This is a genomic window from Bradyrhizobium sp. USDA 3397, assembly GCF_054060965.1.
Genome location: NZ_JBSSDS010000001.1, coordinates 5,569,171 through 5,593,587, shown reverse-complemented (window position 1 = coordinate 5,593,587; position 24,417 = coordinate 5,569,171). Strand labels below are relative to the sequence as shown.

The window sequence follows — 24,417 nt, the reverse complement described above, 5'->3', positions numbered from 1 at the left end:
AGAGGAATTGGGGCCAGATCGCTAGAACGCGAAATCAAGCCTCTCAAACCATAATTCTTGATCTATCGCAATGCAGTCTTGAGCCCCGCCTGCCAGCCATCACCGGCAAGATATTTCCCAGCAAGATCAGACAAAAATACCGTTTCCCGGGACGCTGCGGCTTGACAGCGGAATTGCCCGCGGTAGGCACTGGAAGACTGCCACGCGGCAGCCTGATTCGTGCGGGCAATGGCGGTGTGCGCGGCGCGGAATTTGCTTGGGAATCGCCTTCAAGACGCCGTCATTCCGTATCAGTCCGCCAGATCAGTCCGCCAAGCGCGAGCAACCCAGGCGAGCAGAGGGACCGACCCGATGGGGCTTTCGAGATCGATGGCAAAGCCGGCGAACGGCCTCCCGGCGCTCGCCGCCCTCGTGGCTGCGATGGTCCTGCTGGCGCTGCCGGGGCTTGCCCATGCGCAGGGCGCGGTGCGCTCCGTCCATGGCGACTGGCAGATCCGCTGCGACACCCCGCCCGGCGCCCAGACCGAGCAATGCGCCCTGATCCAGAGCGTGGTGGCGGAAGACCGCTCCAATGCCGGCCTGACCGTGATCGTGCTCAAGACCGCCGACCAGAAGAGCCGGCTGATGCGCGTGGTCGCTCCGCTCGGGGTCCTCTTGCCCTCCGGCCTCGGGCTCAAGCTCGACAACCAGGACGTCGGCCGCGCCGGCTTCGTCCGCTGCCTGCCCAACGGCTGCGTCGCCGAGGTCGTCCTGGAGGACAAGCTGCTCGGTCAGCTCCGCAGCGCCAAGACCGCGACCTTCATCATCTTCGAGACCCCGGAAGAAGGCATCGGCTTCCCGCTCAGCCTGAACGGACTGGGTGAGGGCTATGACAAGCTGCCGTAGCAGCGGCTAACCTTGGCAATCCTTTTGTTTCCGTAATGTGAGGCTTCGCGCTCTCGCGGAACTGGTCCGAAACCATTATCTTGCCCCACATCCCCGGCTAATGGACGGACGCATGACCAATCCTGCCACGACCTCCCTGCTCGACCGTGCCAATCTCGACCGCGACCAGGTTCGCCACGAGGTCGCGCGCGGGCTTTCCGGCGCTGACGACGGCGAGCTGTTCCTGGAATACAGCCAGACCGAAGCGCTGATGTTCGACAATGGGCGGCTGAAGCAGGCGACCTACGACACCTCGCAAGGTTTTGGCCTGCGCGCCGTCAAGGACGATGCGGTCGGCTATGCGCATTCCTCCGACGTGTCGCTGCCGGCGCTGATTCGCGCGGCGGACGCGGTTGCCGCCGTGCGCGGCGGCTACTCCGGCAGCTTCTCGGCGCCGCCCCCGCATACCAATGTCCGCCTTTATGGCGACGACAATCCGCTGGATGCCCCAGGCTTCGAGACAAAAGTAAAACTGCTCGCCGAGATCGACGCTTACCTGCGCGACAAGGACCCGCGGGTGCGGCAGGTCAGCGTCAGTCTCGGTGCGACCTGGCAGGTCGTCGAGATCCTGCGGCCCGACGGCGAGAGCTATCGCGACATCCGCCCGCTGGTGCGCGTCAACATTTCCGTGGTCGCCGGCCAGGGCGACCGGCAGGAGAGCGGCAGCAAGGGCTATGGCGGCCGCGCCGGCTATGCCGAGTTCATCGAGAGCAAGAACTGGCGCGACGCTGCCGACGGCGCGCTGCGCGAGGCGCTGGTCAATCTGGAATCGATTCCGGCGCCCGCCGGCGAGATGGACGTCGTGCTCGGGGCCGGCTGGCCCGGCGTAATGCTGCATGAAGCGGTCGGCCACGGCCTCGAGGGCGACTTCAACCGCAAGAAGACGTCCGCGTTCGCCGGCCTGATGGGCCAGCAGGTCGCGGCCAAGGGCGTCACCGTGGTCGACGACGGCACCATCGCCTCGCGCCGCGGCTCGCTCTCGATCGACGACGAGGGCATGCCGACCAATCGCACCGTGCTGATCGAGGACGGCATCCTGGTCGGCTACATGCAGGACCGCCAGAACGCACGGCTGATGAACATGAAGCCGACCGGCAACGGCCGTCGGCAAGGTTATGCCCATGTGCCGATGCCGCGCATGACCAACACCTACATGCTCGCGGGCGACCGCGATCCGGCCGAGATCATCGCCTCGGTGAAGAACGGCGTGTTCGCCGCGAATTTCGGCGGCGGACAGGTCGACATCACCTCGGGCAAGTACGTGTTCCAGTGCACCGAGGCCTACAAGATCGAGAACGGCAAGATCGGAGCGCCGCTCAAGGGCGCCATGCTGATCGGCAACGGACCGACCGACCTGCATCGCATCCGCATGATCGGCAACGACCTTGCGCTCGACACCGGCATCGGCACCTGCGGCAAGAACGGCCAGGGCGTGCCCGTCGGCGTCGGCCAGCCGTCGCTGCTGATGGAACGCATCACCGTGGGTGGAACCGGCGCATGAGCGTTGAAGACAAGGTCACGGTCAGCCCCAAGCGCAAAAGCAGCGGCTGGGGCGGACAGATCGCTCAGCTCGCCGGCATCGTCGCCGCGGTCTTCATCGCCAAGGGCGCGCTCGCCGAGCCGTTCTACGTGCCGTCGGGCTCGATGGAGCCGACGCTCCTGATCGGTGATGCGCTGCTCGCCTCGAAATTCCCCTATGGCTACGGCACCTCGTCGCTGCCGATCCAGATCAGCCTGCCGGAAAGCGGCCGCGTGTTCGCGGAGACGCCGAAGCTCGGCGACGTCGTCGTGTTCCGCTGGCCCGGCGATCGTTCGCAGGCCTGGGTCAAGCGCGTCGTGGGCCTGCCCGGCGACCGCATCCAGATGCGGCAGGGCCAGCTCTTCATCAACGACCGTCCGGCCGAGCTGAAGCCGGACGGCGTCGGTGCGGCCGAGAACGACCGTGGCGGCAGCGAGCCCGCCTATCGCTATGTCGAGACGTTGCCGAACGGCGTCTCGCATCTGATCTTCAAGATGCGCGACAGCGGTCCGCTCGACAACACGCCCGAGGTGACGGTGCCGGCGGGACATCTGTTCGTGCTCGGCGACAACCGCGACAATTCCGCCGACAGCCGCGTGCCGCTGCGCTCCGGCGGCGTCGGCCTGTTGCCGATCGATAATCTAATCGGCCGTGCGGACGCCGTGGTCGGCTCCTGGGACCTCGGCATGCGGAGCCAGCCGGTGTGGACCTGGCTGTCCGGATTCAGGCTGTCGCGGTTCTTCACCGCCGTGCACTGACCGGTCGCAGGTGAGCAAGGACGAATTCCTCGCGCTCGCCTTACGCAATCCGGTCAACGCCGCGATCCTCGACGAACTGCACCGGCTCGCGCTGCCGGATGCGTGGCTGGTGTCGGGATGCCTGGTGCAGACGGTATGGAACGTGCTCACGGGGCGCCCGATCGACCACGGCATCGCCGATTACGACGTGTTCTATTTCGACGCCGACACATCGTGGGAGGCCGAGGACGCGGTGATCCGCACCCTCCATACGCGCCTCGCGCATCTCGGCGCCAAGATCGAGGTCCGCAACCAGGCCCGCGTGCACATGTGGTACCCGGCCAAGCACGGCCTGCCCTATCCGCCGCTGAGAAGCTCGAGGGAAGGCATCGACCGCTTCCTCACGCAGAACACGCAGGTCGGCGTCAGGCGCGCAAGCGATGGCCACGAGGTCTATGCACCGCGCGGGTTTGACGACATTGCAGCAGTGATCGCGCGGCCAAATCCAGGACCGAATTTTTCCGCGGCGAACTACGAAGCGAAGGCTAAGCGCTGGAAGGCGCTGTGGCCGGAGATCACGGTGATCGCGGCGGAGTGAGGTGCCGTAGGGTGGGCAAAGCGAAGCGTGCCCACGCGCCTGCGGCCGTATCGGAAGATCGTGGGCACGGCGCAAAGGCGCCTTTGCCCACTCTACGGCACCTTGCCTACCGCACGACGCCCGACGTGAACCCCGCCTTCCTTCGCGGCGGCTTGATTTCCTTCTTCAGGAAGCAGCGCGCCTCGCGCCCGGTGTAGCCGGGGCGGGCATAGGTGAAGGCGCGGCATTTGTTGTCGGCGATGCAGGCGGCCTTGCAGGCCTCGACGCTTTCGCCGTCCTTGAGCTCGAAATTGCGCAAGTCGCCGCCGGGCCGGTCGATCGACGTCTCGACGCCTTCCACGCGCGGCTCGATCACGCCGGCGCCGCGCACGCCCGAGATACAGCAACTACCCGGCACGCGCGCCGGCACGGTGTTCTTCAGCCAGCACACGGCCGAGCCGCCTTCGACATCGGGATAGTTGAAGCTCCAGGAGCGGCAACGGCGATCGCGCTCGCATAGCAGCGCGCAATCCTCGGGATCGCCGGAGGTGACGGGCGTACTGAAATAGTCGCCGCCGGGCCGGTCGAACGCCGTCTGGGCAAGCGCCGGCGCGCTTGCAAACGCAAGCGAAAGCAGCACGACACATGCCGCGGCGCTGGCCATGATGGCCCCGGACAGGCGGCAATTCCCCATCGGAACAGCTTTCGAGTTATTGACGACGCTCAGGTTTTTTCAGCCGGTCATTTGATCGCCGCAAACCTGTATGGGCGATGAACGGCTGAATCCCGGGTGCCCGGTTTCAGAGGTCTAGAACGCGTATTCCGCGTAGGCCGGTTCCACCGAACCCTGCCAGGGACCGTTGAATTTATCCAGCATCTCCTCGGCCGGCGTCCGGCCGGAATCGATGATGCGATCGAGCGGCTCGAGATGCCGGGTTTCGTCACGGCCGAGCTGGTCGATCCGGCCGCGCCGGCGAAGGCCGGCATGGGCCAGAACGAGGCATTCCTTGGCGATCTCGAACAGATAGCGGTCCTTGATCCGCGCCTTGAAGCCCATGCGCGGCACGTCGTCGCGCAGGGCCTGACGTTCATGCGCGCTCCAGTGCTTGACGATCTCCCAGGCGGCATCGAGCGAGGCATCGTCGTAGAGCAGCCCGACCCAGAACGCCGGCAGCGCCGGCAAGCGGCCCCACGGGCCGCCGTCGGAGCCGCGCATCTCGAGATAGCGCTTGAGCCGCACTTCCGGGAAGATCGTCGAGAGGTGGTTGGCCCAGTCCGACAAGGTCGGACGCTCGCCGGGAAGGTTGTTGTTGCGGCCGTCGAAGAAGGCGCGGAACGAGGAGCCCGAGACGTCGATGTACTCCTCGCCGCGCTTGACGAAATACATGGGCACGTCCAGCGCATAATCGACATAGCGCTCGAACCCCATGCCGTCCTCGAACGCCCACGGCATCATGCCCGAACGGGCATTGTCGGTGTCGCGCCAGATTTCGGACCGGAACGACAGGAAGCCGTTCGGCCTGCCCTCGGTAAACGGTGAATTGGCGAACAGCGCGGTCGCGACCGGTTGAAGCGCGAGCGAGACGCGCAGCTTCTTGACCATGTCGGCTTCGGAGGAGAAGTCGAGATTGGTCTGCACCGTGCAGGTCCGGTACATCATGTCGAGGCCGTATTGACCGACCTTCGGCATGTAATTGGTCATGATCTTGTAGCGGCCCTTGGGCATCACCGGGATATCGGCGCGCGACCAGGACGGCGTCATGCCGAGGCCGAGGAAGCCGATGCCGAGCGGGGTTGCGATCTCGCGCACCTGCGCCAAGTGCGCCATCAGCTCGCTCTGGGTCTGGTGCACGTTCTCGACCGGCGCGCCGGACAGCTCGAACTGTCCGCCGGGCTCGAGCGAGATCGCGCCGCCGCCGGTGACGTCGTAGAGGCCGATGATGTTGCCCTGCTCCATGATCGGCTCCCAGCCGAGCAGGAGCTTCATGCCTTCGAGCAGCGCGCCGATGCCGCGCGCGCCCTCGTAAGGCACCGGACGATGGCCGTCGAGCGTGAACGGCGTTTTCTCGTGCTCGGTGCCCATGCGGAACTCGGACGGGTCCTTGCAGCCGGCCTCGAACCACGCGACGAGCTCGTCGCGTGATTGCAGCGGCGTCATGTCGATCTGGTCTCGCGCCATATCAAACTCTAATCAAAAGCGCTTCGACCGAACGCGCGCGGGTGACAGGGATGGCCCGCGAACCCACCGGTTGCACGGGCGAGCGGATTTGCCGCGCGATCATCGCGACGGCATGGTTTCGTTGGCGGCCGCGGGCGGCAGTTTCATCTCGCCGCACGAGCAGCCCAGGCGATCGAGCAGATTGCTGAGCTTGACGGCGTCGGCGTCCGACAGTTTCGAACCGACATATTTCTCGATCGCGGCCGAATAGGCGCCCCACATCCGCTTCTGCAGCTCGCGGCCGGCTTCGGTGATCTCGACGAACTGGCCACGCTTGTCGATCTTGCATTCGCGCCGCGAGGCGAGGCCCTCGTCGACCAGGCGGTCGATCAGGCGCGAGGTCGAATATTGCGGGATCAGCATCTGCCGCTCGAGCTCGACCGGCCGCAGCTCGCCCGAGGGCGCCCGCGACAGTTCGAGCAGCGCGTCATACCAGGCCAGCGGTGGGAAGCCGGCCTTCTTCAAGTCCTGCTCGACGCAATCGAGCACGCGGCTCTGCACCCGCATCAGGCGGATCCAGGCCGCGGTTGCCTCGGTCGATGGTTTGCGTTTCATGGTCCCGCTCAAGCTCGTCGTCCGTCTCTTACTCCATTCGATGCACCTGCATCAATCTTGACTATTTCAAGCAGGTGCATGTAGTCGTTCTTTCGGCCGAACCAAGCGTCAGGGGAAGGAAATTCCTCGAAACCGGACGGTTTGCCCGGTGTGTGCCCGCCGTCCCCACATCGTGCTCCTGGAGGCCAGCCCGCTCTATGGCCCGGTCGAGGTCGGTAGCGGCGCCAAGAAGCCCGAAATAGTGAGGATTATCTGAAGCTGACCCCCCCTTGGGGCCAGGTCCCTGCGCTGGGCCTCGACAGCAAATGAGATCGTGACGGAAGGCCAAGTGATTGTCCAGATGATCGCCGATCAGGCCTGGTCCACCGTTCGCGAAGCACGACCGGAAGGACGGCGAAGAGCCGGACCGATGATTCGGCTCTTTCCTTGCCACATTCGCTAGTCCGAAGATTTGCGATGCGCTGACACCCATTTTACGAGCATTGTCCGGGTTAACAATAACTCCGTGTTGTGCGCTCCGGGGACGTCACCATCCTTGTGAGAGCAATGCTCTTGGCTCAGCTTCAGCGCGAGGACAGGACGCTAGCCGTCGGACCGGAAGAACTATCGTGACGACCGTACTCCTCCTCCTGCTCGCGAGTGCAATAACCGGCTTGGCGACGGGGCTATTCTTCCGAGTCTGGACTCTATTGCTGGTCTCGCCGGCGACTGCGATCCTTGCCGCGACGGTGCTTCAGACTTCAGGCTTTGGATTCTGGACGGGCGTTCCAATCGTCGTCGTCTGCCTGTTTGCCGGCCAGGTGGCCTATTTGGCCGCGACGTTCTACGTGCACAGAGGTGAGCTTTCAGTGCAGGACGAGATCGACGGCGAACCAGGCAAGCACGGCCAGCGCAACATCAAAGACGAGGACGAGTAGGACCAGACCGACCCATGAAGGAATTTTTCTGCGCCGCCGCAGGAGCCTGCGGCGCGGCCACGGCCGCCCCAGCAGCAACAACGGGACGTATCGTACCGCAACGCCGGCTGCGCGGTCTTGAGACACCGTGGGGATCATTGCGGGACACCTTCAATGTCGATGGGCCATCCGGTGGATCATCAGCAAGAGCGGTGCCAGGGTGGAGCGAGCGTGGCCGGGGATGGGTGCCCGTGTGAGACGAAAGCACATCAACCGATATGGCAAGACGCGACGCAGATCGGCCAAGTCGATGATCCAGCCCTTCCATTTGTGAACCATCTGATCAGCGGCGACGTCGAAGGAGCATCTCCAGGAGACAATTGCCTCCATGAACATGATCGTCCTCATGACCGCCGCGGGCGCGCCGCTCGCGATGCTCGGGCTCTCGACGCCGGTCGCGCCGGAACGCAATTGCATCTTCATGATCCATCCGCAGATCACCTCGGCCGTGTTCGAGAGCAAGGAAGGCAAGATCGTCTTTCCGGACCGGCCGACCGAATATCCCTGTCACTACGCCAGGACGAAGGGCGGCACGGAGATCGCTTTCACCAACCAGAATGGTTGGCGCTTCAAGGTGCGCATCGGCCGCGGCGACGAAGGCAGCTGGAAGGCCCGTCTCGACGACGATGTAGTCGGAGGGCGCGCCTTCTCGCCGTTCGGCGACGGGAAATGAAAAGGCCGGATCGATGATCCGGCCTTTTGTTTCTGCGTAGACCGACGCTTCCGTCAGGCCGCCGCCTTCTTCGGCGCGAAACGGCCGTAGAAGGTCTCGCCCTTCGCGGCCATCTCTTCCAAGAGCTTCGGCGGGGTGAAGCGCGAGCCGTATTTCGCCTCCAGCTTGTGGCAGAGTTCGACGAACTTCTTCGTGCCCATGAAGTCGATATAGGACAGCGTGCCGCCGGTGAACGGCGCGAAGCCGAAGCCGAGTATCGAGCCGACATCGGCCTCGCGCGGATCGGTGATGACGTGGTCCTCAACGGTGCGCGCAGCTTCCACCGCCTGCACCACCAGGAAGCGCTGCTTCAGCTCCTCGATATCGAGCGTGTCGGGGTCGAGCTGCTTCGGCTGCAGCGCGGAGAGACCCGGCCACAGGCTCTTCTGACCCTTGCCCTTCTCGGGATAGTCGTAGAAGCCCTTGCTGTTCTTGCGGCCGAGACGGCCCTGCTTCTCGACCATCTCCACCATCAGCTTCTTCTGCTCGGGATTGATCGCGTTGGGGCCGAGATCGGCTTCGGTCGCCTTCATGATCTTCAGACCGAGATCGAGCGCGACCTCGTCCGAGAGCGAGAGCGGGCCGACCGGCATGCCGGCCATCTTGGCGCAGTTCTCGATCATCGCGGGCGGCACACCCTCCAGGAACATCTCGTTGCCTTCGGCGACGTAGCGGCCGACGCAGCGATTGGCGAAGAAGCCTCTGGAGTCGTTGACCACGATCGGCGTCTTGCCGATCTGGCGGACGTAGTCGAGCGCGGTCGCGAGCGCGACGTCGCCGGTGTTCTTGCCGAGGATGATCTCGACCAGCATCATCTTCTCGACCGGCGAGAAGAAGTGAATGCCGATGAACTTGCCCTGATCCTTAAAACTCTCGGCCAGCGAGGTGATCGGCAGCGTCGACGTGTTGGAGGCGAAGATCACATCCGGCTTCAGATATTGCTGCGCCTTGGCAAAGGTCTCCGCCTTGACCTTGCGGTCCTCGAACACGGCCTCGATGACGAGGTCGACGTCCTTCAGCGCGGCGTAGTCTGCGGTCGGCGTGATGCGCGCGAGCAGCGCTTCGGCGTCCGCAGGCTTGGCGCGGCCCTTCTTGATCTGCTCCTCGATCACCTTCTGGGCATGCGCCTTGCCCTTGTCCGCGCTCTCCTGGTCGCGATCGATCAGGACGACGTCGAGGCCGGCGCGGGCCGAGACATAGCCGACGCTGGCGCCCATGAAGCCGGCGCCGATCACGGCGATCTTCTTCACCTTGGTTGCGGGCACGTCCTTCGGACGGCGCGCGCCCTTGTTGAGCTCCTGCATCGACAGGAACAGGCTGCGGATCATCGCGGCCGCTTCCTTCGAGCGCAGCACCGAGGTGAAGTAGCGCGACTCCACCCGCAGCGCCGCGTCGATCGGCAGCTGCAGGCCCTCATAGACGCAGCTCATGATCGCGCGCGCGGCCGGATAATTGTCGTAGGTCTCGCGGCGATAGATCGCGTTGCCGGCCGGGAACATCATCATGCCGGCCTTGGAGAACACCGGACCGCCGGGCAGCTTGAAGCCCTTCTCGTCCCACGGCGCGACGGCCTTGCCGCCGCCCTTGATCCAGTCCTTCGCCGCCTTGATGAGGTCGGCGGCGGGAACAATGGCGTGAATGAGGTTCAGTGCCTTGGCCTTGTCGACCGTGACAGGATCGCCCTTGAGCAGAATGGTCATGGCGTCCTGCGGCGGCACCAGGCGCGGCACGCGCTGCGTGCCGCCGGCGCCGGGGAACAGGCCGACCTTGACCTCGGGCAGGCCGAGGCGCGTCTTGGGGTTCTCCGCCGCGACGCGATAATGGCAGCACAGCGTGATCTCGAAGCCGCCGCCGAGCGCGAGCCCGTTGATCGCCGCCGCCCACGGCTTGCCAGAGGTTTCGATTCCGCGCAGCACCTGCGAGAAGCGGCGGCTCTGATCGAACAGCATCTGGTTCGCCGCGGTCTCGCCCTGCTCCTTGAAAACCTTCGCATAGGCCTGGTTCATGCCTTCGAGCATGGACAGGTCCGCGCCGGCGCAGAACGCTTCCTTGGCCGAGGTGATGACGACGCCCTTCACCGCGGCGTCGGCCGTGGTCGCCTTGACGATCGCCTCGAGTTCGTTGGTCGAGGTCTCGTCGAGCACGTTCATGGAACGGCCCGGGATGTCCCAGGTGACGAGCGCGATGCCGTCGGAATCGGTCTCAACCTTGAAGTTCTTGTACGACATGTTGGTTGCTCCTCAACCCTTAGACGCGCTCGATGATGGTCGCGGTGCCCATGCCGCCGCCGATGCACAGCGTGACGAGGGCGGTCGACTTGTTGGTGCGCTCGAGCTCGTCGAGCACGGTGCCGAGGATCATCGCGCCGGTCGCCCCGAGCGGGTGGCCGAGCGCGATCGCGCCGCCATTGACGTTGATCTTGGCATTGTCGATGTCGAAGGCCTGGATGTAGCGCAGCACGACCGAGGCGAAAGCCTCGTTGAGCTCGAACAGGTCGATGTCCGACTTCTTCATGCCCGAGCGCGCAAACAGCTTCTCGGTGACGTCGACCGGACCGGTCAGCATCATCGCGGGCTCCGAGCCGATGTTGGCGAATGCGCGGATCTTGGCACGCGGCTTCAGGCCGTACTTGCTGCCCGCCTCCTTGCTGCCGAGCAGCACGGCGCCGGCGCCATCGACGATGCCCGAGGAATTGCCGGCATGGTGCACGTAGTTGACGCGCTCGATCTCCGGGTGCGACTGGATCGCGACGCCGTCAAAACCGCCCATCTGCGCCATCATCGTGAACGACGGCTGCAGCTGCGCCAGCGACTGCATCGTGGTCGAGGGGCGCATGTGCTCGTCCTTGGCGAGGATGGTGAGGCCGTTGATGTCCTTCACCGGCACCACGGATTTGTTGAAGCGGCCTTCGTCCCAGGCCTTGCCGGCGCGCTGCTGGCTCTGCACGGCGTAGGCGTCGACGTCGTCGCGCGAGAAGCCGTACTTGGTGGCGATCAGGTCGGCCGACACGCCCTGCGGCATGAAGTAGGCCGGCACCGCCATCGAAGGATCCATCGGCCAGGCGCCGCCGGAGGCGCCGATGCCGACGCGGCTCATCGACTCGGCGCCGCCGCCGATCACGAGCTCATGCTGGCCACTCATGATCTGCGCCGCGGCGAAGTTCACGGCATCGAGGCCGGAGGCGCAGAAGCGGCTGATCTGCACACCGGGCACGGCTTCGCCGAGACCGGCCTTCAGCGCCGCGAAGCGCGCGATGTCGGAGCCGGCTTCGCCGACTGGGTCGACCACGCCGAGCACGACGTCATCGACCGAATCCTCAGGCAAATTGTTGCGGTCCTTCAGCGCCTTCAGCGGCACGGTCGCGAGCGCGAGGGCGGTGACTTCGTGCAGCGCGCCGTCCGGCTTGCCGCGGCCGCGCGGGGTGCGAACGTGGTCGTAGATGAATGCCTCAGGCATGACGCCCTCCTGATGTGATGTTCGTTACGATTGGGAGCAGGCAGCGGAAGCAGGCTCAGAACGCTTCCGCCGGCAGTTCCATGATGGTGGCGCAACCGGCCTGGATGCGCGCGAGATTGGCGGCGGTCTCCGGCAGCATCCGCTCCATGAAGAAGCGGCCGGTGACGAGTTTTGTGGAGAGATAGGGCGTCTGCCCGCTCTCGGCAATCTTGGCTAGCGTCACCTTGGCCATCCGCGCCCACATGTAGCCGAGCGCGACGAAGCCGAAGAGATGCAGGTAATCGGTTGCGGCGGCCCCCGCATTGTCAGGCTTCGCCATCGCGTTCTGCATCAGCCAGGTCGTCGCCTGCTGCAGATGGCCGAGCGAGGTCGAGAGCGGCGTGATGAAGGGCTTCAGCGCCTCGTCGCCGCCGTTCTCCTTGGCGAACGCCATGACCTCGCCGAAGAAGGCCATAATGGCGCGGCCGCCGTCGCGCGGCAGCTTGCGGCCGACGAGGTCGAGCGCCTGGATGCCGTTGGCGCCTTCATAGATCATGGCGATGCGCGCATCGCGCACGAACTGCTCCATGCCCTGCTCGGCGATGTAGCCGTGGCCGCCATACATCTGCTGCGCCTGCACCGCGTTGGCGAAGCCATAGTCAGTGAGGAAGCCCTTCAGCACCGGGGTCATCAAGCCCATGTGGTCGTCGGCGGCCTGGCGGTCCTTGGGGTCTTCGGAGCGATGGGCGACGTCGCTCTTCAGCGCGGTCCACATCACGAAGGCGCGCGCGGCCTCGTTGAACGCGCGGATCGAGAGCAGCGTGCGGCGCACGTCGGGATGCACGATGATCGGATCGGCCTGCTTGTCCGGTGCCTTGGCGCCGGTGAGCGCGCGGCCCTGGATGCGCTCGCGGGCATAGGCGACCGCATTCTGATAGGCCACTTCCGACTGCGCGAGGCCCTGCACGGCGACGCCGAGCCGGGCCTCGTTCATCATCACGAACATGCCTTGCATGCCCTTGTTCTCTTCGCCGATCAGCCAGCCGGTGGCGTTGTCGTAGTTCATCACGCAGGTCGAATTGCCGTGGATGCCCATCTTGTGCTCGATCGAGCCGCAGACGACGCCGTTGCGCGCGCCCACCGAACCGTCGGCGTTGACGAGGAACTTCGGCACCACGAACAGCGACACGCCCTTGATGCCGGCCGGCGCGCCCTCGATGCGGGCGAGCACGAGATGGATGATGTTGTCGGCGAGATCGTGCTCACCGGCCGAGATGAAGATCTTGGTGCCCGTGATCTTGAAGCTGCCGTCCGCCTGCCGCACTGCCTTGGTGCGGAGCATGCCGAGATCGGTGCCGCAATGCGGCTCGGTGAGGTTCATGGTGCCGGTCCATTCGCCGGCCACCATCTTCGGCACGTAGGTCTTCTTCTGCTCCGGCGAGCCGTGCACCAAGAGCGCCGCGGTCGCGCCCATGGTGAGGCCGCCATACATCGAGAACGCCATGTTGGCGGAGATCTGGAATTCGTTGACGGCTTGCGAGAGCGTCACCGGCAGGCCCTGCCCGCCATATTCAGTCGGCGCCGACAGGCCGAGCCAGCCGCCCTCGGCGACCTGCTTGAAGGCCTCCTTGAAGCCCTTCGGCGTGGTGACGCTGCCGTCGTCCGCGCGCTTGCAGCCTTCGAGATCGCCGACGCGGTTGAGCGGATGCAGCACCTCTTCGGCGAGCTTGGCGGCTTCGCCGAGGATGGCCTCGCGCACGTCGCTCGACGCATCGGAGAAGCCGGCGAGATTGTCGTAGCGATCGATCTGGAAGACGTCGTTGAGCAGGAAGTTCACGTCTTCGACGGGGGCTTTATAGATCGGCATTGGGGGTCTCCCGGCGTGTCCTTGAAGTATTGGGGCTTGAAGGGGATGTTGGGCTTATGATTGGGCGGCGGCAAGCTGCTCCGCCATGAGGCGGTGCAGCATGTTGATCGCCTTGAGCGGACGCACCATCACCTTGAAGTGGGTGATGCGTCCTTCGCTATCGAAGCTGATGATGTCGACGCCGTTGATCTCGATGCCGTCGATGACATTCTTGAATTCGAGCACCGCGCCTTTATCGCTGCGCCACTCGCCGACATAGGTGAAGCCGGGGCCGCCGAGCACCTTCTCGGCGCTGGAGAGGTATTTGAAGGTGATGTCGCGGCCGGCTTGCGGCGTGTGCACGACCGGGCTTTCGAACACGGCGTCGGGATGCAGGAGGTCCCAGAGCGCGGCGCGGTCGTGGGACTTCATGTAGGCGTACCAGGAATCGAGGCCGGTCATTCTCGGATGCCTCCCTCAAGGCTAGGGCAAAAGTTGCGAAAACAACCCCATGCACAGTAGCGAGGAGATTGATTTCACTTGATTATTCCAGTCGGGCCTGTGGCCCGCCTGCACGCTGCCTCATATGCACATTGACGCATATGCGCCGATGCGCATAAAGTCAAGCAATTTGGTCAAACCTAAAGAAGGGGGCCAGTCATGGCACTGGGCGACGCAATCCTCGCATGCCTGACGGAACGCCCGATGACGGGCTACGAGCTCGCCAAGACGTTCGATTCCTCGATCGGCTTCTTCTGGAAAGCCGACCATCAGCAGATCTACCGCGAGCTCTCCAAGCTGCGGGACCGCGGCTACATCCAGGGCCGCGAGGTCGTGCAGTCGGGCAAGCCCAATAAGCTGATCTATACGCTGACTCCCGAGGGCCGAACAGCACTGCGGCACTGGGCCGCGCGGCCAAGCACGCCGCCCTCGATCAAGGACGACCTCCTGGTGCGGCTGCACGCGCTCGACAGCATCGACATCGAGCCCATGCGCACCGACCTGATGGCCCGCCTGGAGCACCACCGCGACCGCCACGCTAATTACGAGCGCATCCTGAAGAAGCGCTTTCCGGAGGGCACGGCGGAGGGACGGCTTGATCTCGGCAATCTGCTCCTGCTCCAGCTCGGCGCCCGCCACGAGCAGATGGTGGCCGATTTCTGCGAGGAGGCGCTGGAGGCGCTATCGGCGATGAGCGGCAAGGCGACAGTGGTGCCGCTGGAGGATGGCAAGCGCGAGAAGGGCTGAGGGCGCCGACGTTACGCGAGCCCTTTCCGCCTCCTCGCTGTCATCGCCCGCGAAGGCGGGCGATCCAGTATTCCAGAGACGGCGCGGCTAGAGCCGAGGAGCCGCGGCGTACTGGATGCCCCGCCTTCGCGGGGCATGACACCGGTTTGTTTCGGGACCGGATGAGCGACACAGCACCGCCCCTCAGTTCCCGCCGCCCAACTTTAAGAAAGCGGCTCCGCATTCCTTAACTCGTTATTTACCGTAACAGGAAAAAGTCGGTTTTCGAGGCAGACGACCCGCGCCAAATTCGATTGTCTTTGCAACCGGCACGCGTGGGGAAGCTGGAGGCGCCGGGGTGGGGTGCCGAAGTCGGAACCGGACAGAGTCATGAATTCGCGCGTATCGTGGAGTGTCGACGGCATCGATCCATCCGTCCGGGAGCGGGCCGAGGCTGCTGCGCGCCGTGCCGGCATGTCGCTCAACGACTGGCTGAACTCCACGCTCGGCGAAACTGCCCCGCCCAACTTCCGCGGATCCTACGATCAGCGTCCGCAGCACGTGCCGAGCCAAAGACCGAGTCAGGAGAGCCGCGAAGTCGCCGACATCCACCGGCGGCTCGACGCGATCACCCAGCAGATCGAGCGGATCTCAAAACCCGCGCCGCGCCAAGACTCCTCAAGACAAGACGCCTCAAGACAAGACTCCTCACGACCAGACGTCTCGCGTGAGCAGGGCGTCGCGCGCCAGCTCAATGATGCGATCTCGCGGCTCGACGCGCGCCTGTCGCAGATTTCCCGTCCACAGCGGCAAGCGCCGCAACCGCAGGCCCCTCGCCTCACCCCGGCCGAGACGCGCCAGCGCCAGGCCGACGCCGTCGAGCGCGCCGCCGCGCAAGTCTATCGCGGCTCACCACCCCTGAGCCCGGCTTCGTTCGACGTCGCGGTCGCCGAGATCACCGCGCGCCAGAGCGAGCTCGACGGCTTTGCGCCGCGGCAGATGCCGCCGCGTGCCGCGCCGCCGCTTGCGCCAACGGCTCCATACGCGCCGCCGATGGCGCCGCCGCCACCGCAGCCGGGGCGGGATTTTTCCTCGCTCGAGCGCCATCTGCTCAAGATCACGAGCCAGATCGAATCGCTGCAGCGGCCTGACAATACCGAGCAGGCCATCAACGCCTTCCGCAGCGAGCTGGCCGAAATCCGCGCCGCCATCACCGAGGCGATGCCGCGGCGCGCGATCGAATCGATCGAGAACGAGATCCGCTCGCTGCACCGCCGGATCGACGAGACCCGCTCCAACGGCACTGACGGGCAGGTTCTTGCCGGCATCGAGCGCGCACTGTCCGACATCAAGCAGGTGTTGCGCACGCTGACGCCGGCCGAGCAGCTCACCGGCTACGACGAGGCGATCCGCAATCTCGGCGCCAAGCTCGACCTGATCCTGCGCGCCAATGACGATCCCTCGACCGTGCAGCAGCTCGAAGGCGCGATCTCGGCGCTGCGCGCCATCGTCTCCAACGTCGCATCCAACGAGGCGCTGGCACGGCTATCCGAAGACGTGCAGCTGCTGTCGTCCAAGGTCGACCAGATCACCCGCGCCTCCGGTCCCAGCGACAGCTTTGCCGTGCTGGAGCAGCGCATCGCGGCGCTCACGGCGGCGCTGGAAACGCGCGAGCGGCCGCAGCCGTCCGAGAGCACCGAGCATCTCGAAGCTGCGATCCGCGCGCTGTCGGACCGTTTCGATCGCATGCAGGTCGGCAACGATTCCGCCTCGACCTTCGCCCATCTCGAGCAGCGTGTTTCCTATCTCCTGGAGCGGATCGAGGCCGCCGCCGATCCGCGTAACGGCAATTTGAGCCGCGTCGAGGACGGGCTGCACGACATCCTCAGGCACCTGGAACGGCAGCAGGCGACCTATGCGGCCCTCGCCGAGAGCCGCAACGCCGCGCCGCCGCCCGATTCCGGCATGGTCGATCTCGTCAAGCGCGAGCTCTCCGACATCCGCTTCAGTCAGGCCGAGACCAACCGGCACACCCAGGACTCGCTCGAGGCCGTCCACAGCGCGCTCGGTCACGTCGTCGATCGCCTCTCGATGATCGAGGGCGATCTGCGCGCGGTGCGCACCGCGCCGCCTTCCCCCGCCCCACAGCCGATGTCGATGCCGATGGCGGCGGCGATGGAGCCGGCGCCGATGGCACGCGAGCCGCGGCCGCAACCGCCAGCACAGCCGCCGAAATACGATCCGAAGCCCGAGCTGCCCAATCCAGCTGCCGCGCAGGCGCCCCCGGCTGCCTTCGTCGCCGCACCGCGCGAGTTCCACGCCGCCACCCCCACCGCGCCGCCGCCCGTGCCGGCGGCTCCGCCGGTTCCGCCGCGCGCGATCAGTGAGATCCTGGAGCCGCACACGGCGCGCGCTGCACTCGCGCCGGAACTGCCGCCGGATCACCCGCTCGAGCCGGGCACACGGCCGGGCGGGCGCGTCGCCACGCCGTCGGAACGCATCGCCGCCTCCGAAAGCGCGATCAGCGGAATTGCCGCCGCGCCGAAGGAGTCGGTGTCGTCGTCGAGCTTCATCGCGGCCGCGCGCCGCGCGGCGCAAGCTGCCGCCGCACAGCCGCCCGAGAAGCCGGCCCGCGGCGCCAAGGGCGCGATCGCCCGCGCCAAGGAGAAGGGCCAGGAAGGCGGCTCGACCATCACCTCCAAGATCCGCTCGCTGCTGGTGGGCGCGAGCGTGGTCGTGATCGTGCTTGGCACCTTCAAGATGGCGATGAACCTGCTCGAAGGCGGCAGCACGTCACCGACGCCGCAGGCGATGCAAAACATCCCGAGCGAGCCGGCACCGCAGCCGGCGCCGCCGCCGGTCGAGACCAAGCCAGCCGCGCCCGAGCAGATCACCCCGTCGATGACGTCGCCGACACCGATCGGACGACAGTCGCAGAACAATGCCGCACCGGCGCCCATTCCCGGGTCCGGCGGCTCGGCTTCGGTCGAAATCCCGCAAGCGCCTGCCGCGGCGGTGCCGCCGGCCTCCAGCGACGTCACCGGCGCGCTGTCGGGCACCAGCCGCGCCAGGCTCGGCGTCGTACAGGTGCCGCCGAGCGAGAAGCTGCCTGACGGCATCGGCGGCCCGGTCTTGCGCAGCGCCGCGATGAAGGGCGATGCGACGGCGGCCTACGAGATCGGCGTGCGCTTTGCCGAAGGCAAGGGCGTCGCCACGAATTACGACGAAGCGGCGAAGTGGTACGACCGCGCCGCGCAGGCCGGGGTCGTCCCCGCAATCTTCCGCCTCGGCACGCTCTACGAAAAGGGCCTAGGGGTGAAGAAGGACGCCGACATCGCGCGCCGCTACTACACCCAGGCCGCCGAGCGCGGCAACGCCAAGGCGATGCACAATCTCGCCGTGCTCGATGCCGACGGCGGCGGTCGCGGCGCCAATTACAAGAGCGCGGCGCAGTGGTTCCGGAAAGCGGCCGATCGCGGCGTCGCCGACAGCCAGTTCAACCTCGGCATCCTCTATGCCCGCGGCATCGGCGTCGAGCAGAACCTCGCCGAATCCTACAAATGGTTCAACCTGGCAGCTGCCCAGGGCGATGCGGATGCCGCCGGCAAGCGCGACGACGTCGCCAAGCGCCTCGACCCGCAATCGCTCGCGGCCGCCAAGCTTGCGATCCAGACCTTCAACGCCGAGCCGCAGCCCGACGATGCCGTCAACGTGGCGGCCCCGAACGGCGGCTGGGACAGCGCACCGCAGGCCAGCGCGAAGCCGGCCCCGAAGCAAGTGGCGACCAAGCGCTCGGCCTCAGCAGCGCATTGAGCCGCATCGCATTCAATCCACCTGCCGGCCGATGCGATGCATCGTCCCGCGCGGCTGGGCTCTCGCATATGGATTCCACGAGGACTGTCTGCGGGCTTGCTTCGCCTCTCCCGCTTGCGGGAGAGGCCGACGCGCTCGCAGAGCGCGGCGGGTGAGGGCTCTCGCCACGCAGGGACATCTTCAGTTGATCCCAATAGTCCCAGCGCGGAGACACCCTCTCCCCAACCCTCCCCCGCAAGCGGGGGAGGGAGCCCACTGCCGATGCCGCTGCATTCTGCGCACGCTATCCGATAGCCCTCAACCGCAACCGGGAGACGGCTGGGGGTATTAGCTCGCAGCTTTTGCATTCTGCCGGGAAATCGCTATTTTCCGCGGCCCGGAGGCCCCTGATGTCCGTTATTGATCTAGCCGCAAACCCGAGCGAGTTGCGTGCGCTCGCCGAACAATCCAACGCCTGGCCGTTCGAGCAGGCGAAGGCCATTGTCGCGCGGCTGAAAAAAAGCCCGAAGGACGAGGTGCTTTTCGAGACCGGCTATGGTCCGTCCGGCCTGCCGCATATCGGCACGTTCGGCGAGGTGGCGCGCACCTCGATGGTGCGCCACGCCTTCCGCGTGCTCACCGAGGACAAGGTCAAGACGCGCCTGTTGGCATTCTCCGACGACATGGACGGCTTCCGGAAGGTGCCCGACAACGTTCCGAACAAGGAGATGCTGGCCGCTCATATCGGCAAGCCGCTGACGCGGGTGCCGGATCCGTTTTCGAACGAATATCCGTCGTTCGGCGCGCACAATAACGCGCGCTTGCGCGCGTTTCTGGATCATTTCGGCTTCGACTACGAGTTCGCGAGCTCGACCGACTATTACACGTCGGGCCGGTTCGATGCGACGCTGCTGAAGATGCTCGCCGCCTACGATGAGATCATGGCGATCATCCTGCCGACGCTGGGCCCGGATCGCCGCGCGACCTATTCGCCGTTCCTGCCCATTAGCAAGACCACGGGCGTCGTGCTGCAGGTGCCGATGATCCGCCGCGACGTCGCGGCCGGCACGGTGACCTATGTCGATCCCGACACCAACCAGGAAGTTGAAACGCCCGTCACCGGCGGCAACGTCAAGTGCCAGTGGAAGGCCGACTGGGCGATGCGCTGGGTCGCGCTCGGCGTCGACTACGAGATGGCCGGCAAGGACCTGATCGATTCCGTGAAGCTGTCCGGCGCGATCGCCAGAGCGCTCGGCAGCACGCCGCCCGAAGGTTTCAACTACGAGCTCTTCCTCGACGAGAAGGGCCAGAAGATCTCGAAGTCAAAGGGCAACGGCCTGACCATCGACGAATGGCTGCGCTACGCCTCGCCGGAATCGCTGTCGCTGTTCATGTATCGCGAGCCGAAGGCGGCCAAGCGGCTGTATTTCGACGTCATCCCGCGTAACGTCGACGACTACCAGCAATTCCTCGACGGCTTTCCGAAGCAGGACGGCAAGCAGCAGCTCGGCAATCCGGTCTGGCACATCCACAACGGCAAGCCGCCGACGGGCGACATGCCCGTCGCCTTCCAGCTGCTCCTGACGCTGGTGTCGTCGTCGAACGCGGAGAACGCCGAGACGCTCTGGGGCTTCATCGGCCGCTACCGCCCTGGCGTGAGCCCGCAGACGCATCCGAAGCTGGATGCGATGGTCGGTTACGCCATCAACTATTATCGCGACTTCGTCGCGCCGACGAAGCAGTTCCGCGTACCCACGGACAGCGAGCGCGCCGCGCTGCAGGATTTGCGCGATGCGCTGTCGCAGCTGGCGCAGGATGCCTCGGCCGAGGACATCCAGAACGTCGTCTACGAGATCGGCCGCCGCGAGCCGTTCCTCGATCAGGTCAAGAAGGGCAAGGACGGCCGCCCCGGCGTGACGCTGGACTGGTTCAACATGCTCTACCAGGTGCTGCTCGGCCAGGAGAAGGGCCCGCGCTTCGGCTCCTTCGTCGCGGTCTACGGCGTGCAGAACGCGGTCAACATGATCGACGGCGCACTGGCAAGGAGTGCGTGAGCGGCGCCATCACTGGCTCGCCCAGAGGATCCGCGCAACCCAGGCGACATCGCTCGCCGCCACCGTTCGCGCCGCCTGTGACGCATCGAGGGGCGCCAAGTCCAGGGTCTTTGCCGTGCGGCGCTTCAGGGTCGCAATCGTGATCTCGTCCGTCTTGATCTTGACCACCACGCGATCACCCTTGCGGATCGGCGCCGCAGGCGAGACCAGGATGATGTCACCGTCGCGATAGGCAGGCAGTAGCGCAGCGCCGGAAATCTCCAGCGCAAAGACTTGACCGTCCTCTCCGATCGGAAGCGCGATCTCGGTCCAGCCCCTGCCGGTTGGAAGACCCGCCTCATCAAAGGCGCCGCTCATTCCGGCCTGTGCAAAGCCGAGCAGCGGCACCGAGCCGCGGCCGCTTCCACCGTCGTCATCAATCAGCTTCGCAAAGCTGTCGATCGAGGCGTCGGCCGCCGCCAGCGCTTTTGCGATCGATTCGGTCGAGGGCCAGCGCTCGCGGCCGTCCGCGGTGACCCGCTTGGACCTGTTGAACGTCGTGGGGTCGAGCCCGGCACGCTTGGCAAGGCCGGACGGCGACAATCCGGCGCGCGCCGCCAGCCGGTCCAGCGCGGCCCAGATCTGGTCGTGAGTCAGCATCCTCTGCGCTTTGGCCTGTCTGACCATGGAAGGTCCAGCCCGTCGCAACTCAGGAAAACTGTCCTCAAATCAACCGGTTTTCCGTTTTTCGCGCAAGAGGCGACCGAGGCGGCGTTCGCAAACGAAACGGGTAGCCGTTCGCGTCAGGAAAGCGCGCAAAACGGGAATCTGGAGCCCCGTGCCGATTTCATCGGCGCGGAAAAGGCACTAAGCCTTGAGTTCGGAAGGGGCGGCCTTTACGGTCGCGCCCGAGTTTCGAGGACCCGCGAAAAGCGAAAAAACCCAAGAGACTCAAAGAACAAACAAGGCTGCGGTAGCGGTGGTCAAGATCTACAAAATCTGTCCGGCCTCGGCCTGGCGCGAGGCGGAACGGCAGGGTGTCTACCGGGGCAGCGCAGATGACGCGCGCGACGGGTTCATCCATTTCTCGACCGCGGCCCAGGTTCCCGAGACCCTGCGCAAGCACTATTTCGGGCAGCGCGCGCTGTTCCTGGTCGAGGTCGACGGCGACGCGCTCGGCAGCGAGCTGCGCTGGGAACGCTCGCGCAATGACGAGCTCTTCCCGCATCTCTATGGCGAGCTCGATCTCGGCGCGGTGATCGCGGTGATAAACCTCAACACGCGCTCCGACGGCGGTCACGATGTTCCGGAGCTGTTGCCGTGATCCGCGCGTTCGACGCCTTTTCGCTGCCGGTGCTGCGCTGGCTCGATCCCGAGGACGCGCATCGCCTCGCGATCCAGGGCCTGCGCTTCCTGCCGCCGGTCAAGCCGCGTGCCGATGATCCCAAGCTCGCGGTGCGCGCCTTCGGGCTGAACTTTCCCAATCCGATCGGCATGGCCGCGGGCTTCGACAAGAGCGCCGAGGTGCCGGACGCGCTGCTGCGGCTCGGCTTCGGTTTCGTCGAGATCGGCTCCGTGACGCCGAAGCCGCAAGCCGGCAATCCGCGGCCGCGGCTCTTCCGTCTCGAGCGCGACGAGGCGATCATCAACCGCATGGGCTTCAACAACGACGGCGCGGAGGCGGCTCTGCGCCGGCTTGCCGCGCGGGCGCAGCACGGCGGCATCGTCGGCGTCAATGTCGGCGCCAACAAGGATTCGCCGGACCGCGTCGGCGACTACGTCAAGCTGATCGAGACCTTCGCGCCGGTGGCGAGCTATTTCACCGTCAACGTCTCCTCGCCGAACACGCCGGGCCTGCGCAACCTTCAGGAAGGCGCGCTGCTCGACGATCTGCTCGCGCGCGTGATCGAGGCCCGCGAGCGTGTCAGGCAGAAGGCCGGCGACACGCCGGTGCTGCTCAAGATCGCGCCGGATTTGAGCCTCGCCCAGCTCGACGACGTCGTGCAGGTCGCGCGCTCGCGCCGGGTCGACGGCATGATCGTGTCGAACACCACGGTCGCGCGGCCGAGCACGTTGCGTGAAGAGACGCGGGCGAAGGAGCAAGGCGGCCTGTCCGGCCGGCCGCTGTTCCGTCTGTCGACGCGCATGGTCGCGGAAACCTATGTGCGCGTCGAGGGCGCATTCCCGCTGATCGGCGTCGGCGGCGTGGATTCGGGCGGCGCCGCGCTGACCAAGATCCGCGCCGGCGCCAGTTTGATCCAGCTCTATTCGTCGCTGGTCTACAAGGGCCTCGGCCTTGTCGACGAGATCAAGCGCGACCTGACGTCGACATTGCTGCGGACGGGGCGGGATTCGCTGTCGGAGATCGTCGGCGCCGACGCGGCGACGCTGACGGCGGAAGACTGGCCGGGGATGTAGCTCTTCGCCTCTCCCCGCCTGCGGGGAGAGGCCGGAATTTGCGAAAGCAAATTCCGGGTGAGGGGGACTCTCCGCGAATCCAGCTCTCACCGTCCTTGAGGAGACTCCCCCTCATCCCAACCTTCTCCCCGCAAGCGGGGAGAAGGAGAAGAAAACGTCGCCCGGTACAGCGCCGGATACCTCGCGCCCTGTAAGCCGCCGCGCGCGACGTAGAACGCGATCAGCGCACTCCACAGGCCGGCATTGCCGAACGATTGCAGCGCCAGCCAGGCGGCGAAGAAGATCGCGAGCGAGAGCAGCATCAGATTGCGCATCTCCCGCGCCCAGGTCGCCCCGACATAGATGCCGTCGAAACCGAAGGCGAACACGCCGGGGACCGGCGCCAGCACGATGAAGGGCAGGAACTCGCGCGCGGCGCGGCGGACGTCCTCGCTCGCCGTCATGACGTTGATGATGTCAGGGCCGAACGCTGCGAACAGCACGGCGACGACGATTGCGAAGCCGAGCCCCCAGAGCAGCACCAGCCTGGTCGAATCCGCAAATCCCTTGGCTCGCGTCCGCCAAAGGCGCGGCCGCAGAGCTGCTGGGCCGCGTTGGCAAGGCCGTCGAGGAAGAAGGCGCTGACCAGGAGGAAATTGTTGAGCACGGAGTTCGCCGCCAGCGTGACGTCGCCGGCCCGCGCGCCCTTGGCGGTGAAGAACAGGAACACGGCGATCAGCGCCGCAGTGCGGATCAGGATGTCGGTGTTGACAGCCAAGAGCCGCATCAGCTTGTCGCGATCGAACAGCATCGCGCGAGGCACGGCAAAACCGCCGACCGCATGGCGCCTGCACACGATCACGCCGAGCATGAAGCCGATCGTCTCGGACAGAAGCGCGGCGATCGCCGCGCCGGCAATGCCGGTGTCGTAGACCAGCACCAGCAGGATCGTCGCGACCATGTTGACGAGGTTGATGACAACCTGAAGCACAAGGGCCGGATTGGCGCGGGCCTGCCCCACCAGCCAGCCGAGGATGACGTAATTGGCGAAGGCGAAAGGCGAGGACCAGATCCGGATCATGAAATAGGTCTTTGCGGCCTGCGTCACGCCCTCGCTGCCGCCCATCAGGTCAAACAGTGCGCCTGCCAGCGGCAGCTGCAGCACGATCAGCGCCGCGCCGATCAGGCCGGCGACGATGAAGCCGCGCACCAGGATCACGGTCTGCTCCCGCGTCTCGCCCGCGCCGAGCGCCTGCGCGGTGAAGGCGAGGGTGCTCATGCGCAGGAAGCCGAACAGCCAGAACAGGCAGTCGAAGATGACGGAGGCCATCGCGACGCCGCCGAGCAGCGCGGCATCGTCGAGCCGTCCGATCGCGGTGGTCGAGACCACGCCGATCAGCGGCGTCGTGAGGTTCGCGATCATCGCAGGACCTGCGATGGCGAAGACCTGCCGGCTACCGACGCGGTGATGGACGGGCGCGTGCATGTT

19 protein-coding genes and 1 pseudogene are annotated in these 24,417 nt (G+C 65.8%); 11 read left to right on the top strand and 9 right to left on the bottom strand.

Features of this window, described 5'->3' with window-relative positions:
• Positions 1-351 precede the first annotated feature (351 nt).
• The 4 genes from ACVWYQ_RS25785 (at position 352) to ACVWYQ_RS25770 (ending at position 3,778) form a co-directional block, all read left to right on the top strand.
• Positions 352-885 carry an invasion associated locus B family protein gene (locus ACVWYQ_RS25785; protein WP_198399886.1) on the top strand — a complete coding sequence of 178 codons (534 nt, stop codon included), beginning with the start codon at positions 352-354 and terminating at the stop codon, positions 883-885.
• 112 nt (positions 886-997) lie between these two features.
• Positions 998-2,425, top strand: a complete 1,428-nt coding sequence (tldD, locus tag ACVWYQ_RS25780) for a metalloprotease TldD (RefSeq protein WP_404545458.1) — start codon at positions 998-1,000, stop codon at positions 2,423-2,425.
• On the top strand, positions 2,422-3,201 hold the full coding sequence (gene lepB / locus ACVWYQ_RS25775; protein ID WP_036020560.1) for a signal peptidase I: 780 nt from the start codon (positions 2,422-2,424) through the stop codon (positions 3,199-3,201). The genes tldD and lepB overlap by 4 nt, the downstream gene beginning before the upstream one ends.
• A gap of 10 nt (positions 3,202-3,211) precedes the next feature.
• Positions 3,212-3,778: a nucleotidyltransferase family protein gene (locus ACVWYQ_RS25770; RefSeq protein ID WP_404545456.1), complete on the top strand. Its 567-nt coding sequence runs from the start codon at positions 3,212-3,214 to the stop codon at positions 3,776-3,778.
• Between the two features lie 106 nt (positions 3,779-3,884).
• Here ACVWYQ_RS25770 and ACVWYQ_RS25765 read toward each other — a convergent pair whose 3' ends face one another.
• The 3 genes from ACVWYQ_RS25765 to ACVWYQ_RS25755 form a co-directional block, all read right to left on the bottom strand.
• A complete protein-coding gene (locus ACVWYQ_RS25765) occupies positions 3,885-4,451 on the bottom strand; it encodes a PAN domain-containing protein (protein ID WP_404545454.1) in 567 nt (188 codons plus the stop codon).
• 114 nt (positions 4,452-4,565) lie between these two features.
• The gene (locus ACVWYQ_RS25760; protein ID WP_271546262.1) at positions 4,566-5,936 is read right to left on the bottom strand and encodes a glutamate--cysteine ligase; all 1,371 of its coding nucleotides are present in this window, start codon (positions 5,934-5,936) and stop codon (positions 4,566-4,568) included.
• Positions 5,937-6,035: 99 nt separating this feature from the next.
• Complete coding sequence (locus ACVWYQ_RS25755) at positions 6,036-6,530, bottom strand: MarR family winged helix-turn-helix transcriptional regulator (RefSeq protein ID WP_035996519.1); 495 nt, start codon at positions 6,528-6,530, stop codon at positions 6,036-6,038.
• Positions 6,531-7,138: 608 nt separating this feature from the next.
• Here ACVWYQ_RS25755 and ACVWYQ_RS25750 point away from each other — a divergent pair.
• Both ACVWYQ_RS25750 and ACVWYQ_RS25745 read left to right on the top strand, forming a co-directional pair.
• The gene (locus ACVWYQ_RS25750; protein ID WP_404545452.1) at positions 7,139-7,447 is read left to right on the top strand and encodes a hypothetical protein; all 309 of its coding nucleotides are present in this window, start codon (positions 7,139-7,141) and stop codon (positions 7,445-7,447) included.
• 367 nt (positions 7,448-7,814) lie between these two features.
• Positions 7,815-8,159, top strand: coding sequence for a hypothetical protein (locus tag ACVWYQ_RS25745; RefSeq protein WP_404545450.1), 345 nt, complete (start codon positions 7,815-7,817; stop codon positions 8,157-8,159).
• Positions 8,160-8,212: 53 nt separating this feature from the next.
• On the opposite strand, the gene ACVWYQ_RS25740 is transcribed toward ACVWYQ_RS25745, so the two are convergent.
• From ACVWYQ_RS25740 to ACVWYQ_RS25725, 4 genes are read right to left on the bottom strand one after another with little or no spacing between them, the layout of a single operon-like run.
• A complete protein-coding gene (locus ACVWYQ_RS25740; RefSeq protein ID WP_225140707.1) occupies positions 8,213-10,426 on the bottom strand; it encodes an FAD-dependent oxidoreductase in 2,214 nt (737 codons plus the stop codon).
• Positions 10,427-10,445: 19 nt separating this feature from the next.
• The gene (locus ACVWYQ_RS25735; protein ID WP_157285676.1) at positions 10,446-11,654 is read right to left on the bottom strand and encodes an acetyl-CoA C-acetyltransferase; all 1,209 of its coding nucleotides are present in this window, start codon (positions 11,652-11,654) and stop codon (positions 10,446-10,448) included.
• A 55-nt stretch (positions 11,655-11,709) separates the two neighbouring features.
• Positions 11,710-13,500: an acyl-CoA dehydrogenase C-terminal domain-containing protein gene (locus ACVWYQ_RS25730; protein WP_456726530.1), complete on the bottom strand. Its 1,791-nt coding sequence runs from the start codon at positions 13,498-13,500 to the stop codon at positions 11,710-11,712.
• A 54-nt stretch (positions 13,501-13,554) separates the two neighbouring features.
• Entirely contained in the window at positions 13,555-13,941 is a 387-nt protein-coding gene (locus ACVWYQ_RS25725; RefSeq protein ID WP_025033468.1) for a nuclear transport factor 2 family protein, read from the bottom strand.
• A 198-nt stretch (positions 13,942-14,139) separates the two neighbouring features.
• Between ACVWYQ_RS25725 and ACVWYQ_RS25720 the strand changes: the two genes are divergently transcribed.
• The 3 genes from ACVWYQ_RS25720 to ACVWYQ_RS25710 all read left to right on the top strand — a co-directional run bounded on the left by ACVWYQ_RS25720 (position 14,140) and on the right by ACVWYQ_RS25710 (position 20,552).
• Positions 14,140-14,727 (top strand): PadR family transcriptional regulator, encoded by a 588-nt coding sequence (locus ACVWYQ_RS25720; protein ID WP_275501327.1) that lies wholly within the window; start codon positions 14,140-14,142, stop codon positions 14,725-14,727.
• Positions 14,728-15,096: 369 nt separating this feature from the next.
• Complete coding sequence (locus tag ACVWYQ_RS25715) at positions 15,097-18,519, top strand: hypothetical protein (RefSeq protein ID WP_456726529.1); 3,423 nt, start codon at positions 15,097-15,099, stop codon at positions 18,517-18,519.
• A gap of 389 nt (positions 18,520-18,908) precedes the next feature.
• Complete coding sequence (locus ACVWYQ_RS25710) at positions 18,909-20,552, top strand: lysine--tRNA ligase (RefSeq protein ID WP_456726528.1); 1,644 nt, start codon at positions 18,909-18,911, stop codon at positions 20,550-20,552.
• A 9-nt stretch (positions 20,553-20,561) separates the two neighbouring features.
• Here ACVWYQ_RS25710 and ACVWYQ_RS25705 read toward each other — a convergent pair whose 3' ends face one another.
• Positions 20,562-21,218 carry a S24 family peptidase gene (locus ACVWYQ_RS25705; protein ID WP_157285681.1) on the bottom strand — a complete coding sequence of 219 codons (657 nt, stop codon included), beginning with the start codon at positions 21,216-21,218 and terminating at the stop codon, positions 20,562-20,564.
• A gap of 292 nt (positions 21,219-21,510) precedes the next feature.
• Between ACVWYQ_RS25705 and ACVWYQ_RS25700 the strand changes: the two genes are divergently transcribed.
• Both ACVWYQ_RS25700 and ACVWYQ_RS25695 read left to right on the top strand, forming a co-directional pair.
• On the top strand, positions 21,511-21,855 hold the full coding sequence (locus tag ACVWYQ_RS25700) for a DUF952 domain-containing protein (protein WP_271546282.1): 345 nt from the start codon (positions 21,511-21,513) through the stop codon (positions 21,853-21,855).
• Entirely contained in the window at positions 21,852-22,949 is a 1,098-nt protein-coding gene (locus ACVWYQ_RS25695) for a quinone-dependent dihydroorotate dehydrogenase (RefSeq protein ID WP_035996478.1), read from the top strand. The genes ACVWYQ_RS25700 and ACVWYQ_RS25695 overlap by 4 nt, the downstream gene beginning before the upstream one ends.
• A gap of 86 nt (positions 22,950-23,035) precedes the next feature.
• On the opposite strand, the pseudogene ACVWYQ_RS25690 reads toward ACVWYQ_RS25695, so the two are convergent.
• Positions 23,036-24,414: pseudogene (locus tag ACVWYQ_RS25690) on the bottom strand (MATE family efflux transporter).
• Positions 24,415-24,417: the final 3 nt, after the last annotated feature.

What these genes read in the sequence shown, in the direction of transcription:
- ACVWYQ_RS25730 (WP_456726530.1), bottom strand. Translation starts at nt 13,500, where the DNA reads ATGCCGATCTATAAAGCCCCCGTCGAAGACGTGAACTTCCTGCTCAAC.
- ACVWYQ_RS25715 (WP_456726529.1), top strand. Translation starts at nt 15,097, where the DNA reads ATGAATTCGCGCGTATCGTGGAGTGTCGACGGCATCGATCCATCCGTC.
- ACVWYQ_RS25765 (WP_404545454.1), bottom strand. Translation starts at nt 4,451, where the DNA reads ATGGGGAATTGCCGCCTGTCCGGGGCCATCATGGCCAGCGCCGCGGCA.
- ACVWYQ_RS25705 (WP_157285681.1), bottom strand. Translation starts at nt 21,218, where the DNA reads ATGGTCAGACAGGCCAAAGCGCAGAGGATGCTGACTCACGACCAGATC.
- ACVWYQ_RS25745 (WP_404545450.1), top strand. Translation starts at nt 7,815, where the DNA reads ATGAACATGATCGTCCTCATGACCGCCGCGGGCGCGCCGCTCGCGATG.
- lepB (WP_036020560.1), top strand. Translation starts at nt 2,422, where the DNA reads ATGAGCGTTGAAGACAAGGTCACGGTCAGCCCCAAGCGCAAAAGCAGC.
- ACVWYQ_RS25760 (WP_271546262.1), bottom strand. Translation starts at nt 5,936, where the DNA reads ATGGCGCGAGACCAGATCGACATGACGCCGCTGCAATCACGCGACGAG.
- ACVWYQ_RS25740 (WP_225140707.1), bottom strand. Translation starts at nt 10,426, where the DNA reads ATGTCGTACAAGAACTTCAAGGTTGAGACCGATTCCGACGGCATCGCG.
- ACVWYQ_RS25785 (WP_198399886.1), top strand. Translation starts at nt 352, where the DNA reads ATGGGGCTTTCGAGATCGATGGCAAAGCCGGCGAACGGCCTCCCGGCG.
- ACVWYQ_RS25720 (WP_275501327.1), top strand. Translation starts at nt 14,140, where the DNA reads ATGGCACTGGGCGACGCAATCCTCGCATGCCTGACGGAACGCCCGATG.
- ACVWYQ_RS25755 (WP_035996519.1), bottom strand. Translation starts at nt 6,530, where the DNA reads ATGAAACGCAAACCATCGACCGAGGCAACCGCGGCCTGGATCCGCCTG.
- ACVWYQ_RS25725 (WP_025033468.1), bottom strand. Translation starts at nt 13,941, where the DNA reads ATGACCGGCCTCGATTCCTGGTACGCCTACATGAAGTCCCACGACCGC.
- ACVWYQ_RS25710 (WP_456726528.1), top strand. Translation starts at nt 18,909, where the DNA reads ATGTCCGTTATTGATCTAGCCGCAAACCCGAGCGAGTTGCGTGCGCTC.
- ACVWYQ_RS25735 (WP_157285676.1), bottom strand. Translation starts at nt 11,654, where the DNA reads ATGCCTGAGGCATTCATCTACGACCACGTTCGCACCCCGCGCGGCCGC.
- tldD (WP_404545458.1), top strand. Translation starts at nt 998, where the DNA reads ATGACCAATCCTGCCACGACCTCCCTGCTCGACCGTGCCAATCTCGAC.